Source organism: Streptomyces sp. NPDC051064 (assembly GCF_044455985.1).
Lineage (GTDB): Bacteria > Actinomycetota > Actinomycetes > Streptomycetales > Streptomycetaceae > Streptomyces.
Map to the genome: position 1 here is coordinate 353,343 of NZ_JBITFK010000008.1, position 14,409 is coordinate 367,751.

General features: G+C 72.2%; 10 protein-coding genes and 1 pseudogene. 4 read left to right on the top strand and 7 right to left on the bottom strand.

All coding sequences use genetic code 11. The features are described 5' to 3' along the window. The first annotated feature begins 534 nt into the window (after positions 1–534). Positions 535–1,557, top strand: a complete 1,023-nt coding sequence (locus ACIBCU_RS28465) for a lytic polysaccharide monooxygenase (protein WP_399234894.1) — start codon at positions 535–537, stop codon at positions 1,555–1,557. Positions 1,558–1,606: 49 nt separating this feature from the next. Here ACIBCU_RS28465 and ACIBCU_RS28470 read toward each other — a convergent pair whose 3' ends face one another. From ACIBCU_RS28470 to ACIBCU_RS28480, 3 genes are all read right to left on the bottom strand, one after another. Further along, complete coding sequence (locus ACIBCU_RS28470) at positions 1,607–2,491, bottom strand: esterase/lipase family protein (protein ID WP_399234896.1); 885 nt, start codon at positions 2,489–2,491, stop codon at positions 1,607–1,609. 160 nt (positions 2,492–2,651) lie between these two features. After that, the gene (locus ACIBCU_RS28475) at positions 2,652–3,650 is read right to left on the bottom strand and encodes a hypothetical protein (protein ID WP_399234898.1); all 999 of its coding nucleotides are present in this window, start codon (positions 3,648–3,650) and stop codon (positions 2,652–2,654) included. Continuing rightward, a complete protein-coding gene (locus tag ACIBCU_RS28480) occupies positions 3,647–7,105 on the bottom strand; it encodes a DNA polymerase III subunit alpha (protein ID WP_362931810.1) in 3,459 nt (1,152 codons plus the stop codon). Before ACIBCU_RS28480 ends, ACIBCU_RS28475 begins: the two co-directional genes overlap by 4 nt. A 156-nt stretch (positions 7,106–7,261) precedes the next feature. On the opposite strand from ACIBCU_RS28480, the gene ACIBCU_RS28485 reads away from it, so the two are divergent. Beyond that, positions 7,262–8,308 (top strand): DUF3533 domain-containing protein, encoded by a 1,047-nt coding sequence (locus ACIBCU_RS28485; RefSeq protein WP_399234900.1) that lies wholly within the window; start codon positions 7,262–7,264, stop codon positions 8,306–8,308. A 37-nt stretch (positions 8,309–8,345) separates the two neighbouring features. Here the strand turns inward: ACIBCU_RS28485 and ACIBCU_RS28490 are convergent, their stop codons facing one another. Then, positions 8,346–9,164: a hypothetical protein gene (locus ACIBCU_RS28490; protein WP_399234902.1), complete on the bottom strand. Its 819-nt coding sequence runs from the start codon at positions 9,162–9,164 to the stop codon at positions 8,346–8,348. Between the two features lie 222 nt (positions 9,165–9,386). Between ACIBCU_RS28490 and ACIBCU_RS28495 the strand changes: the two genes are divergently transcribed. After that, the gene (locus ACIBCU_RS28495; RefSeq protein ID WP_399234904.1) at positions 9,387–10,709 is read left to right on the top strand and encodes a serine hydrolase domain-containing protein; all 1,323 of its coding nucleotides are present in this window, start codon (positions 9,387–9,389) and stop codon (positions 10,707–10,709) included. On the opposite strand, the pseudogene ACIBCU_RS28500 reads toward ACIBCU_RS28495, so the two are convergent. Together ACIBCU_RS28500 and ACIBCU_RS28505 are read right to left on the bottom strand one after the other, a co-directional pair. After that, positions 10,706–10,831, bottom strand: a pseudogene (locus ACIBCU_RS28500) (hydrolase); the annotation flags it as partial. The gene ACIBCU_RS28495 and the pseudogene ACIBCU_RS28500 sit on opposite strands and share 4 nt — an antisense overlap. A gap of 167 nt (positions 10,832–10,998) precedes the next feature. Continuing rightward, complete coding sequence (locus tag ACIBCU_RS28505) at positions 10,999–12,084, bottom strand: S1 family peptidase (RefSeq protein ID WP_362931862.1); 1,086 nt, start codon at positions 12,082–12,084, stop codon at positions 10,999–11,001. Positions 12,085–12,519: 435 nt separating this feature from the next. Here ACIBCU_RS28505 and ACIBCU_RS28510 point away from each other — a divergent pair, with 435 nt between their 5' ends. Further along, the gene (locus ACIBCU_RS28510; protein ID WP_399234907.1) at positions 12,520–13,404 is read left to right on the top strand and encodes an alpha/beta fold hydrolase; all 885 of its coding nucleotides are present in this window, start codon (positions 12,520–12,522) and stop codon (positions 13,402–13,404) included. A 36-nt stretch (positions 13,405–13,440) separates the two neighbouring features. On the opposite strand, the gene ACIBCU_RS28515 is transcribed toward ACIBCU_RS28510, so the two are convergent. Beyond that, a complete protein-coding gene (locus tag ACIBCU_RS28515) occupies positions 13,441–14,355 on the bottom strand; it encodes a class I SAM-dependent methyltransferase (protein ID WP_399234909.1) in 915 nt (304 codons plus the stop codon). Positions 14,356–14,409: the final 54 nt, after the last annotated feature.

The window sequence follows — 14,409 nt, forward strand, 5'->3', positions numbered from 1 at the left end:
TGACGAGGTGCTCCCCGGGAACCGGGGAGCGGGCCCCCCTCCGTCTCCACCATCCCTGCACGGGCCGGGACCGGCCACTCGGCCGTTCGGGCGAGAGACGCGCGGCCTCGGGCTCGCCGCGCGAGCCGACCGGCGGAACGGCCGGAGCTCCGGGCCGGCCGACGCGGACCGTCCGCCCGTCGTGACAGAGCGCTGCCACAGGCAGGCCGTCCCGCTCCCCGGACGGGCCCGGCCCACTGCGCGGACGGGCGAAGGGCGGCGACCGGCGGTCGTCTCACGCGGAACCACCCGCCGCGAGGCGGACGGACCGTCATGTACTCCTGGGCGACGCGTCCGCCGAGGACCGCCCCCTACGCAACGGCTTCTCGGCGGGCGCTTCCTGAGCCCTCCCCTAACCGTCCCTTAAGGGCGCCATAACGATCCCCACCTGCGCCTTTTCCCGCCCGAATCCGCTCCCCGTGGCGGCTAGCCTGCCGATCACCAGACCTGGTCGACAACAGCCAACAGCCGTGCCGCCGAAGGAGAACCACCACCATGGCCGTCATCACCACCGCTCGCCGCAAGGTCGCCGGAGCCGTCGTCGCGCTCGGCGTCGCGCCGCTCGCGCTGACCGGGCTGTCCGCCTCCCCGGCCGCCGCCCACGGTTCGCTGAGCGATCCGGTCAGCCGGGTCTCGGCCTGTTTCGCGGAGGGGCCGGAGAGCCCGCGGTCGGCGGCCTGCCAGGCGGCGGTCGCGGCGGGCGGGACCCAGGCGCTGTACGACTGGAACGGCGTGAACATCGCCAACGCCGCCGGTAAGCACCGCGAGTTGATCCCGGACGGCAAGCTGTGCAGCGCGGGCAACGACAAGTTCAAGGGGCTCGACCTGCCGCGCGCCGACTGGCCGTCCACGCCCATCGAGGCGGGCAGCCACACCTTCCGGTTCCGGGCGACGGCTCCGCACAAGGGCTCGTTCGAGCTGTACCTGACCAAGGCGAGCTACGACCCGGCGCAGCCCCTGAAGTGGTCGGACCTCCAGGAGAAGCCGTTCGCCACGGCCACCGACCCGACGCTGGAGGACGGTTCGTACGTCTTCGACGGCACCGTGCCGGAGGCGTCGGGACGGCAGTTGATCTACACGGTCTGGCAGCGGTCGGACTCCCCCGAGGCCTTCTACGCCTGCTCCGACGTGGTCTTCGGCGGCGAGAAGTCCGGCAGCGGTTCCGTCGCGGCCGCGCCCGCGCCCACCGCGTCCGCCCCGTCCGAGCAGGAGATCGACGAGGGCGCGGAGCAGTCATCCGTCGAGCATGGCGGACATGGGGACGACGACGCCTCGACCGGCGCGGAGGTCACCGAGGCGGCCCCGGCCGAGGCCACCGGGGCGAACGCGCCCGAGCCGAACAACGTCGCCGCCTCCCCCGCGGACACGGCCCCGGCGGACGAGGCCCTCGCCGAGACGGGTGGCGGCAGCAGCACCTCGTACCTCGCGGTGGGCGGAGTCGCCGCGCTGGCCCTCGGGGCGAGCGCCCTGTTCGTCTCGGTCCGCCGCAGGTCCTCGGGCGGCGCGCACCGCGCCTGACCGCTGGTGACAGCGGGGCCTCCGGACTTCCGGGGCCCCGCCGCGCGTCTCAGCCGATGACCGAGGCGCAGGTGGTCGGGGTGGCGTGCGCCGGGTCGAGGGCGTTCACCACCTCGTGGAAGGCGATCCTGTCGATGGTGCCGATCGCGACGTGCTCGGACAGGTCGACCGGGCACAGGTCCTGGAGCAGGACGTTGCGTACGTTCGGCCCGTCCAGGTACTGCGTGCGGTACGGGGTCACGACTTCGTCGTACCGGGTCGCGATGACGGTGTAGCGGACCCCGGGCACGGTGTCGCCGCCCGCGTTGAGCTTCGTGATGAAGGCGGAGCCGGCGATCTGGTCGGCGAGGCCCGGGGTGTTCGTCGTGAGGAGGTCCTCGGCGCCCGGGAAGTACGGCAGCAGCCGGGTGAGGCCGAGAAGCGTGGTGCCGTGGTTGTCGGGGGCGATCCCGACGAGGGCGTTCACCTTGTCGGCTCCGCCGAGGAACTTCAGGTAGTAGTTGGGCATCATGCCGCCCTGGGAGTGGCCGACCAGGTCGGCCTCGGGCGCGCCGGTGGCGCCGAGCACCTTGTCGACGAACGCGTCGAGCTGTCCTGCCGATTTGTCGATCGGGCCGAGTCCGTTGAAGAACGGCACGCCCGGGAGCTGTCCGTAGTCCAGCGAGAAGACGCAGTAGCCCCGGTTGACGAGGTACGGCGCGAGGACCAGCCAGTTGTCGACCGAGTTCCCGAAGGTTCCGTGGACGAGGACGACCGGCCGGGGGTGGGCTGCGGAGGGCTTGCAGGAGTAGTCGTTCCATCCACGGGACGGAGCGGCGGTTTCCGCCGCGGTCGCGGTCGCCGTGGGGGCGACGAGCGCGGCGAGGGTGAGGAGCAGGGCGGCGAGGGTGCGGCGTGCGCGTGGGGAGCGCCGGGCAATGGTCCAGGGCAGCATCGGGTGGTCTCCTTGCGGCTCAAGGGAGTTGCGATGTCGGTGCGCCCTGCGGTCCGGACCACAGCGAATGACGTTTTTTCAACGTGCTCATGTCAAGTTACGCACGGGTAAGGTCAGGGGGGAAGTTACGCGTCGGTAAAAAGATTCCGGTGCTCCGGGGTCAGGCCGCGAGCCGCCCCGGCTTCACGGCCCCCGGCCCGAACCTGGCCCGCAGCCTGTCGGAGACCGCCTCGATCCGCCGGGCCCGTTCGTCCACCGGGTCGAAGGTGAGCTGATGGGCGGCACGTTCCGCGTCATGGAGCCCTTCCGCCCGCAGCCCGATCCCCCGCACCCGCGCCCGCTGCAGGGCGAACGAGTCCTGGATCCGGTACGCAAGCGAGGTGAGCGCCGCCGAGTGGGCGGTGGGCTCCTGGAGCGTACGGCTGCGGGTCAGCGTCGCGTAACCGGTCCGGTCGGCGTAGCGCACGGAGACCGCGAGCGAGCGGCACACCTGGCCGTCGCCGCGCAGCCTGGCCCCCAGCTCCTCGGTGAGCGAGAGGAGCGCGCGGCGGTGCTGCTCCGGGTCCAGCTCGTCGCGGGGGAAGGAGCGTTCGGCGGCGATCGACCGGGCGGCGGCGTTCGGCACGACCCGCGTACGGTCGATGCCGTTGGCCCGCTCCCACAGCTCGCGCCCGGTCCGTACGCCGGTGATCCGCTGCAGGGTGGCGAGCGGCGCGGCGGCTATCCGGCCGATGGAGTCGAGCCCGTATCCGCACAGGGTGCGCGCGGTCGCCGCCCCGACACCGTCCAGCGCGGCGGCGGGCTTGGACGCGAGGAAGCCGGCGTGCTCACCGGGGGGCACCACGAAGGTCGTGCCGGGCGTCGCCTGCCGTGCGGCCATCCTGGCCAGCATGGGGTTGGAAGCCGCACCGATCGCGCAGTCCACGCCGTGCAGGGCGAGGGCGCGCACCCGGATCACGGAGGCCAGACCCGCCGCGTCCTGCCCGAAGTAACGCAGCGCGCCGCTGACATCGGCGAGCGCGGCGCCGGGCGGAGCCGCCTCGACGACCGGGGTGAACGCCCCGAGGAGGGCGAGCAGTCCCTCGTAACCCGCACTGTCCGGCAGTCCGCCGCCGATCCGGCGGAACCGCAGGCACAGGACGGCCGGCTGGTCGTTCATCCCGCGCTCCCCTGGCTCCGGTGCCACAGCTTCCTTCCGGTGGGCGTCCCTTCACCGGCCGGCTGGAGATCGGACCACGGGTTCATCTCGTAGCCGGTCGGCAGCTGGATGCGGCGGCCGTCGTCGGGTGGCTCCTCCTCACCGGAGGCGGGCTCTTCCGCCAGCCGTGCCGCGACCGCGTCGAGGCCGCCGGTGCGCCGCAGTTCGGCCAGCTCCGCCAGGTTCCAGGCCGCCGAGCCGACCACGCTCATGCTGCGCGCGCCGCGCCGCTGGACCACCCCGCGCACGAGCAGCAGCCAGGAGTGGAAGACGGTGTGCGCGCAGGCGGCGTGGCTGTCGTCGAAGAAGGCGAGATCGACCAGGCCCGTCCCGTCGTCCAGGGTGGTGAAGATGACCCGGCGCCCGGAACGGACCGGCGGGGTCTGGGTGGCCACCTTGGCCCCCGCGACCAGCACGGTCTCCCCGTGCCCCGCCTCCCGCAGCCGCTGGGCGGAGACCGCGCCGAGCTCCTTCAGGAAGGCGTGGTGATCGCCCATCAGGTGGCGCGACACGTCCATGCTGAGGACGCCGAGCTCGGCGCTGAGGCGTTCGGCGTCGTTGAGGTCGGGCAGTCCGACGGTGCCGGTCCTGTGCCCGCCGCCGAGCGGGAGCTGGGCGCCCGCCGCGCCGGAACCGGAGCTCCGCTGGGCGCGGTGGAGCTCGGACAGATGCAGCAGCAGGTCCCGGCGGTTGGCGCCGAAGGCGTCCAGCGCGCCGACCTGGGCCAGCCGTTCGGCGGCCGGTTTCCCGGGCCTGGCCCGCTGCCAGAAATCCAGCAGCGAGGCGTAGGGCTGCCCGGCCTCGATCCGGGCGACCTCGGCCTCGCTGATGCCGTGGACATCCGAGAGGGCCAGCCGCAATCCCCATTTATCACCGTTGTCGCCAGACACCAGTTCGATCCTATGGACGGCCGCCGACCGGTTCACGTCCAGCGGAAGCACCGGCACCCCGCGCCGCCGCGCGTCCGCGAGCAGCAGCCGCTTCGGGTACATCCCGGGGTCGTGCGTGAGCAGCCCCGCGTAGAAGGCCGCCGGGTGGTGCGCCTTGAGCCAGGCCGACTGGTACGTCGGCACGGCGAAGGCGACCGCGTGCGCCTTGCAGAAGCCGTAGCTCCCGAACGCCTCGATGATCTCCCAGGCACGGGCGATCACCTCGGCGCCGTACTTCCTCCGCGCCGCCCGCTGTGCGAACCAGACCCTGATCCGGGCCTGCGACTCGGGGTCGGAGAGTCCGCGCCGCACCCGGTCGGCCTCGCCGCGTCCGCACCCGGTCATGATGTTCACCATCTCGATGATCTGCTCGTGGAAGACGACCACCCCATAGGTGCCGCGCAGCGCCTCCTCCAGATCGGGGTGCGGGTAGCGCACGGGCGCGCGGCCGTGCCTGGCCTCGATGAACGGCCGCACCATGTCGGCGGCGACCGGCCCCGGCCGGAACAGTGAGATGTCGACCACCAGGTCGTGGAAGGTGGCGGGCTGGAGCCGGCCGACCAGGTCGCGCTGGCCCGGCGACTCGATCTGGAAGCAGCCGAGCGTCTCGGCGCTCCTAATCAGCCGGTACGTCTCCGGGTCGCCCTGCGGTACGGCGTCCAGGTCGACCTCCCGCCCCGAGGCCCGCTTCACCTCGGTCACCGCGTGGGCCATCGCCGACTGCATCCGCACGCCGAGTACATCGAGCTTGAGCAGCCCGAGGTGCTCCACGTCGTCCTTGTCGAACTGGGACATCGGGAAACCCTCGCCGCTGGTGGGCATGACCGGCGTACGCCGCAGCAGCGAGTCGTCCGAGAGGAGCACCCCGCACGGGTGCATGGCGATGCCGCGCGGCAGCGCGTCCAGCGACTCCACCAGATCCCAGAGCCGGCCGTACTTCTCCTTCCGCCCGGCCACGGCGCGCAGTTCGGGCAGTTCCTCCATGGCGGCGCGGGCGTCCCTGGCCCGGATGTGCGGGAAGGCCTTGGCGAGCCTGTCGGTCTCGGCCGGGTCCATGGAGAGCGCGGCGCCGACGTCGCGGATGGCGTGGCGCACCCGGTAGGTCTCGGGCATGGAGACGGTCGCGACCCGCTCGGCACCGAAGCGCCCGATGATCGCGCGGTAGACCTCCAGGCGGCGGGCCGACTCGACGTCGATGTCGATGTCGGGCAGCACGAAGCGCCGCTTGGACAGGAAGCGTTCCATGAGCAGCCCGTGTTCGACCGGGTCGGCGTGGGCGATCCCGAGCAGGTGGTTGACCAGGGAACCGGCCCCGGAGCCGCGTGCGGCGACCCGTATGCCCATCCCCTTCACGTCGTCGACGACCTGGGAGACCGTCAGGAAGTAGGAGGCGAAACCGTGGTGGGCGATGATGTCCAGCTCGTGGTGCATCCGGTCCCAGTAGTCGCGCCTGCGGTCGTAGCCGTGCCGCACCATGCCGGCGGCGGCGCGGGAGGCCAGCACCCGCTGGGCGGTGCGCCGGCCCGCGCCGACGAGGTGCGGTTCGGGGAAGTGGACGCTGCCGAGCCCCAGGTCGTCCGCCGGGTCGACGAGGCAGGCGTCGGCGGTGTGCCGGGTCTCCGCGAGCAGCCGCTGCCCCGCGTCCCGTCCGAGCCCCGCGGCGGAGGCGATCCGCTCGGCGGTCTCCCGCATCGCGTCGGCGTCCTTGAGCCAGCGCTCCCCGCTGTCGAGGGGAGAACGGCGCGGGTCGACGGGGACGAGCCTGCGGGCCGAGTCGAGCACGTCGGCGACGGGGCCCTGCCCGGGGTCGGCGTACCGGACGGCGTTGGTCAGGACGGCCCGCACCCCCTGCTCCGCGGCGAAGCCGACGGTACGGGCGGCGAGCCGCAGCGATCCCGGGCCGGTGCCCTCGCGGCCGTGATGGACGGCTTCGAGGCGCAGGGCGTCGCCGTAGATCTCCCGCCAGGGGGCGAGCAGCGCGGCGGCCCGGTCGGGCCGGCCCGCGGCCAGCGCGGCGCCCACCTCGGAGGCGGGGCCGAGCAGCACGGTGAGCCCTCCGGCGGGCAGCGCGTCCCGGCCGACCAGGGGCTGCCTGGCGTCAGGGTCCCCGGCACCGGGGGCGTGGGCGGCGGTGACCAGCCGGCACAGCTCGGCCCAGCCGCGGGCACCGTCCCGGGCGAGGAAGGTGACCCGGGGTGCGGATTCATCGACAAAGGCACCTCCGCGGACCGGCGTGCGCGGTCTGTGCGTACGACCCCCCTCGCCGACCTGCCGCGCCACCGCGAGCTCCGCCCCGAAGAGCGGACGTATCCCGGCCTTCTCGCAGGCCCTGGCGAAGCGGACCGCGCCCGCGAGACTGTCGCGGTCGGTCAGCGCGAGGGCGTCCATCCCCCGCTCGACGGCACGCTCGGCCAGCCGCTCCGGGTGCGATGCCCCGTACCGCAGGGAGAACCCGGAAACGGTATGCAGATGCGTGAACCCGGGCATCCGCACCTCCTGGACCGATCCGTACTCACCACCCCCTCGCTCTCCACCATAGACCAAGTTTCGAACGTTCGTACGATAACCGGGTGTGGGGCCACTTCTCCGCCATTCGGCCCGGCCCCACCTGCGCGAACGCCGGACTCCTCGGACCGTGGGGGCATGACTTTCGCTGACGAGGTGAAGAGCGCCGTCACCACACGGGCCGCGCTACTGGTTGTCGGTGTCCTGGCACTGCAGCTGCTGTTCATCGCCTCGTACGTCGGCGCGCTGCACAGGCCCGACCCGACGGATGTCCCCTTCGGGGTCGTCGCCCCGCAGCAGGTGTCCGGGCGGCTCGTCACCCGGCTGAGTGATCTGCCGGGCGGCCCGCTCGATGCGCGCGCGGTCTCCGGCGAGGCCGAGGCCCGCCGGCAGATCCAGAACCGCGAGATCGACGGCGCCCTGATCGTCAGCCCCACCGGGGCGACGGACACCGTGCTCGTCGCGTCCGGGGGCGGCACCGTGCTGGCCACCTCACTGACCACGATCATCAAGGAGGCGGAGGGGCCACGGCAGCGCACCGTCCGGACCGTGGACGTGGCCCCCGCCTCCCCGCACGACTTCGACGGCCTCTCGTCGTTCTACCTGGTCGTGGGCTGGTGCGTGGGCGGCTACCTCTGCGCCTCGATCCTGGCGATCAGCGCGGGCACCAAGCCGGCCAACCGGCAGCGCGCGGTGATCCGCACCGCGGTCATGGCGCTGTACTCGATCGCGGGCGGCATCGGCGGCGCGGTCATCATCGGCCCGGTCCTCGGCGCGCTCCCGGGCAGCGTCTGGGCCCTGGCCGGCCTGGGCGCCCTGACCGTCTTCGCGGTCGGCATGATCACGCTCGCCCTGCAGGCGCTCACCGGCATCGTCGGCATCGGCCTGGCCGTCCTGCTCATCGTGATCGCGGGCAACCCGAGCGCCGGCGGCGCCTTCCCGCTGCCGATGCTGCCGGACTTCTGGCGGGCGATCGGCCCCGCCCTGCCACCGGGAGCGGGCACCTGGGTGGCCCGCTCGATCGCGTACTTCAAGGGCAACGCGGTCACCGGCCCCCTGCTGGTGCTCTCCGCCTGGGCGGTCGTCGGCACGGCCCTGACCCTGCTCCTGTCGATGCGCCGCCGGGGCCCGGACGAGGCCCGGCGGGCGGCGGGCGCCTCCGGCGGCAGCTCGCGCCTCGGCTGAGGTCCGGCACCGGAGACCGTCGCGGGCCGGCCACGGTTCAGTACGCCCCGACCGACCAGAAGACGCCGACCTCCTCGTCGTTCACCGCGATCAGGCCCAGGTCTTCGAACAGGTCGAGGCCGTTGATGTACTCCCCCGTGAGGAAGGAATGGGAACCCGTGCCCGCGAGGCCTGCCGCCAGGAAGTCCGGTTCCGGGCCCGAGGCGCCGGCCGTCGCGTTGGTCCAGTAGCCCGCAGTGGAGCCGTACCGGCCGAGCAGGGTCCGGGCGTCCGCGAGGACGGCGTCCTGGTCCGGGCGGGAACGGACCGGGGCGGGTTCCGACTGCCATTCCTCGGTCATGACGGCGAGCGCGGCGACCGCCGCCGCCGTCCCGATGGGGTACAGGCGCTCGGGGAACCGGGAGGCCGCCGGCGGATCGAAGGGATACGCGGGCACCTGGTCACGGCTGGTGTTGTCGCGGTCCGGGTCGAGCCTGACCCAGCCGCGGGGATCGAGGACCGAGCGGTGCAGCACGGCAATGACGTCGTACGCCCAGTCCTCGTGGAGCCGGGGGCCGGTGGCCACGAAGTTGTAGGGATCACCGAGCAACCGCAGCGCCGCCGCGTTCCACGGACTGCGACGGCTGCGGAACTCCTCCAGCAGGCTGCCCACCTGGCGGGTGAAGGGGCCCTCCGGCTCGCGCGGAATGCCATCGAGCCGGTCGGTGACCCAGCGGACCAGCTCAGCGGCCCCGTCCGGGACAGGACCGGCAGGATCCTCCGGAGCAGGCAGGTCCGTTCCGCGCCACAGTGCCTCCAGCCGGGCGTCGAGTCCGTCGAGTCCGTCGAGGGCGATTCGGCCGGGAGGCAAGGACATCGGCCCACCGTATCCAACCGTCGCGGGGCGGCCCTGGCCCACCGGCCGGAACAGCGTCGGACGGATGCGTGACGGCTCCCGGTGCCTGCGGCCGCGGGCCGACACCTGACAAACGTCATCTCTTCCTGTGCACAAGGTCGTTCCCAAGGAGGATGGATGACCGGTGCGACGCGCAGAGGATGGGGAGCTCCGCCACGCACACCTGACGAGACGGGGTCCCCCATGCGCAACACCCACCCGAGCCCTCACCCCGACCGCCGGGGACTGCGCCTGGCCGCCGTGGCATCGGCGGCCCTGCTGTCGCTCGCGGTCGGTGCGCTTCCGGCCGGGGCGGCCTCCCCGCCGCCGGCCACTGCCACCGCATCCGCCCCGGTCACGTCCGGCCTCGACCGGCAGGCGCTGCGCGCCTCCCTCGAGGCGTTCCACCGGGCGGGGATGTACGGGGCCTATTCATCGGTCAGGGACGGCTCCGAGCAGTGGCGCGGAGCGGCAGGCGTCGCCGATATCGCCGACGGGCGGCCGATGCGCCCGGACTACGAGCACCGGATCGGCAGCATCACCAAGACCTTCACCTCGGTGGCCGTCCTCCAGCAGGTGGCCAAGGGCCGGATCGACCTGGACGCCCCCATCGGCGAGTACCTTCCGGAGCTGGTGCCGGGCGAACGGGGCCGGGAGGTGACGGTGCGGATGCTGCTCAACCACACGAGCGGCATCGCGGACTACATACTGCCCGCCTTCCCCGGACTGGTGACGGACCCGGGACAGGCCCTGGACGAAGGCCGGTTCCGCAGGATGGCCCCCGAGGAGCTGGCCCGCCTCGGCCTGGCCGCCGAGCCGCAGGCACCCCGGGGCACCCACTCGTACGCGAACACCAACTACGTCATCGCCGGCCTGCTGTTGAAGAAGGCCACGGGCCAGGACCCGGAGTCGTACATCACCAGGAACGTCATCCGCAAGGCCGGGCTGCGGCACACGTACTTCCCGCGCTCCGCCCGCATATCGGGGCCGCACGCCAAGATGTACGAGTCGTTCTACGCGACCATCGAGCCGGCGCGCGACTACAGCGTCTACGACATGTCCTGGGCCGGGACGGCCGGTGCGATGGTCTCCACGATGAGCGACCTCAACGACTTCTACCGCCGGCTCCTGAGCGGGAAGCTGCTCGGCGCGGCGGAGCTGCGGGAGATGAAGACGACGGTTCCCGCCTACGAGCCGGCCCCGGGACAGGAGGTGGCGATGCGGTACGGCCTCGGCCTCTACACGCTCAAGATGCCCAGTGGCGACTGGTACTGGGGCCACGACGGTGGCGTGTTCGGGGCCGGGACCTGGGCGCTGTCCTCGGAGGACGGGCGCCGGCAGGCCGCGATCGGCTACAACCTGATGAAGTACGAGCGGTTCGGCGAGGACGGCAAGCCGTTGCCGGACCCGATCGGCGAGGCACTGTTCGGATACATGGACGGAGCACTGAGCGGCGCCCCCGCCGACCGGGCCCCCGGCGCCTCTCCTGTGCCCCGGCGTCTGGTCGCACCCGAGCAACTGCGGTGAAGACGGTTGAGGTCCGCGACGGTCGATATCAGCGAGGCCGAAGGCCCCACCCATGACATGGCGTAGACGCTGCAGTCGCGTGACGGGTCGATCATGCCGAACCACGCCTCGTAGAGCCGCGCGGGGTGGACCGTCGCGCCGCGTTCGAGAAGATCCTCGCCGCCCAACTCGCCCGTATCGAGGACGCGGTCCACCCGAGCTGAAACGCCGCCTTCAAGCGGGCGAGCCCGCCCCCCTCGTGTGAGGGGGGCGGGCTCGCCGGTTCACCGGAACCGAAGGGGGCCGGAGGTCAGCCGATCTCGGCGCCGAAGGCCGCCAGTGCCTCGGGCACCGGCTGGAAGAACGTCTCGCCGCCGGCGGAGCAGTCACCGCTGCCGCCCGAGGTGAGACCGAGCGCGGTGTCGCCCGCGAAGAGCGAGCCGCCGCTGTCACCGGGCTCGGCGCAGACCGTGGTCTGGATGAGGCCGTTGACGATGTCGCCGTTGCCGTAGTTGACCGTGGCGTCCAGCGCGGTGACCTCACCGTCGTGGACCTGGGTGGTGGAGCCGCTGCGGGTCACCGTCTGGCCGACGGTCGCGTCGCCCGCCTGGGTGATCGCCTGGGTGGAGCCGTTGTAGAGGTCCACCTCGCTGGGGTGCTCGACGTCGGACGTGTACTTGACCAGGCCGTAGTCGTTGTCCGGGAAGCTGGAGCCCTCGTTGGCGCCGATCTCCGTGCCGCCCTGCGTGTCGGACCAGCTGGTGATCCCCTCGGTGCAGTGGCCGGCGGTCAGGAAGTACGGCTCGCCGCCCTTGACCACGTTGAAACCGAGCGAGCAGCGTCCGCCGTCGCCCCAGATGGCGTCGCCGCCCGCGATGAGGGGCTTGAACTCCCCTGCGGACTTCTTGAGTTCGGCCTTGGTACCGAGCCCGTCGACCACCTTGCCGAGCTTGTCCCAGGCCGCGCCGTCGACCGTACGGTCGGCCGTGACGACCACCTTGTTGCTGACCGGGTCGACCGCCCACGAGGTGCCGGGGATGGTGGCCTTGTCGGTGAGGGTCTGCCGCGCGTTCGTCAGCTCGGCGAGCGTGTGCTGTACGAGTCTGGCTTTGCCGCCGGCCTGGCGGACCTGCTCGGCCGCCGCCTCGTCGATGACGTTGACGACGAGGTTCTTGGCCTTGGCGTCGTAGTACGAGCCCGCCTTGTCACCGCCCAGGGCCTTGTCCAGGGTGGTGGCCAGACTTCCGGCCGAGTGGGCGTTGAGGGTCTTCGCAGTGAACTCGTGTACGTCGTCACTCGCGTTCGCGGTCTGGAACGTGACTCCTGCCGCGACCAGTGCGAGGACGGCCGATCCGGCCAGGGCCACACGCTTCCTGGGTATGCGTCGGTGCTTCAACTTCGACCTCCTGTGGGGCCGTGCACGGACAAGTGGGGTGTCCGGAGCACGGAGGATGGGGCGCCCACTATTCCGATGCGGTCGATAGCACACAAGGTCGACTTCCGGACGCGCACACGACGACGACGGTTCGCCCGCGCCGTGTTCACAACCCGGGTGTCGCACCACGTCGGTTCCGTTCGCGAACACCCGGGGCGATGACCCGTCGACAGCGGGTGAGGACTGGTCCTGTCCTGTAATGGCTCCTGGAGTCCGGATGCTGTGGAGGGCACTCCTGAAGCCGAACACCACCGAATGCCCCCGGACGTCCCGAACACCACCGGCTCGTTCCGACAGGGAGTGCCGGTATCGCCTCCGATAGGTCATTATCGAACTGGCAGTACACACCGGGCAGTTGATGTCCGGACCGAGCGGGGTGATGAGCGGAGGGACGTCGTGCGGAGTCGGGTGCGCGTGGCCGACGGACGGCATCTGATGGTCGAGCGACAGGGGGACCCCCGCGGCAGACCGGTGTTCCTCCTGCACGGCATGCCGGGCAGCCGGCTGGGGCCGGCTCCACGCGGGATGGTCCTCTACCAGCGGAACATGCAGCTGATCGCCTACGACCGCCCGGGGTACGGCGGCTCGGACCGGCTGCCGGGGCGACGGGTGATGGACGTCGCCGAGGACGTACGGGCGATCGCGGACTCCCTCGGCCTGGAACGCTTCGCCGTGGTCGGCCGTTCCGGCGGCGCACCGCACGCTCTGGCCTGCGCCGCGCTGATGCCCGAACGGGTCACCCGCGGTGCCGCTCTCGTCAGCCTGGCTCCCCCGAACGCCGAAGGGCTCGACTGGTTCGAAGGAATGGCCGCTTCGAACGTGCTCGCGTACTCCCGGGCCGCGGCGGATCCGGCCGGGCTGGCCGAGTCCTTCATCAGCCGCTCGGCGGAGATCCGGCAGAACCCGGCCCGGCTCCTGGACGACCTGCGCCGGGAGCTGACCGACTCCGACCGCACCGTGGTCAACGACGCCGGGATCCGCATGATGCTACTCGCCAACTTCCGCGAGGGGCTGCGTACATCGGCGTACGGCTGGATCGACGACGTCTTCGCGTTCAGCAGGCCGTGGGGGTTCGACCCCGCCGACATCAGGTGTCCCGTGATGCTGTGGCACGGCGTGAAGGACGTGTTCTCCCCTGTGGGCCACTCCCGATGGCTGGCCGGACAGATCCCGGGCGCCACCGCCGTACTGGAACCGGCGGCGGCGCACTTCGACGCGCTGTCCGTGCTGCCCGAGGTGCTCAACTGGCTGCTGGACGAACGGGAGGCCGCGGTCGGCTGACCGGCGGTGGGGCTCCGGCGCCGGAGCCCCACCGGATCACCTGGCCCGGAGGAAACCGGAGGTCGAGGTCCGGCCGATGAAGGTGAACCGGGTGTCGCCCTCGAGGTGCTTCTCCACCGCGGCCTCGACGCCCGGCCAGTTCCTGTCGGTGTAGTCGTCGAGGACGACCACACCACCGCTCGCCACCAGCGTCTCGGCCCATTCGAGGTCCTCCCGTACGCCCTCCTCGGAGTGGTCACCGTCGATGACGACGACGCCGTACTCACGGTCGGAGACGGCGGCTCGGACCCCGGGGTCGTTCGAGAAGCCGCGCCGCAGCCGGATCCGCTCCTCGGGCAGGCCGGACAGCCCGAGGTTGGCGCGCACGACCTTCTCGCTGATCGGGGTTCCGGACGGATCGGCGCCGAGTACGTGGCCCGGCTGCAGCTGGACCTCGGCCAGCGGGTCGACGATCGTCAGGCGGGGGGCGTAGCCCGCGCTGACGAGCTGCCGGACCAGGCCTGCCGCGAACAGGCCGTGCAGCGTGCCGATCTCCAGCACGTCGTCGTTCGGCGGCTTCAGCAGCGGGACGGCGGACAGCTTGCCGACGACGTTCATCGTGCCGCCCGCCACCCGCCCGGAGCCCAGCGCCTCGAGCACGACGAGGGTGCGGTAGGCCAGGTGGACATGGCGTTCGGCGGTGTCGACGCCGGTGACCTCGCGTACCTCTCCGGCCAGCTTCCCCACCTGGGTCCGGGTGGGGGTGCGGTGGCTGCCCCGTCCGGCGCGCCCCAGCAGCAGCTCGACCGCGTAGCTCTTCACCGCCACGCTGTCCAGTTGCCGCCGGGTCTCCTCCAGCTGTCGGCGCAGCTCCGTGTTCTCGAGCCTGGCGAGCCGCTTGATCCTGCGGTCGAGGGCCGTGAGGACGGGGCGCAGTGCCCGCTTCACGGGCGGAGACGTGAGCAAGGACATCGCGCACCTTCCGAGAGGGTGGAGCGTTCCGGGAACGGTGCGACGTTAGTGGCC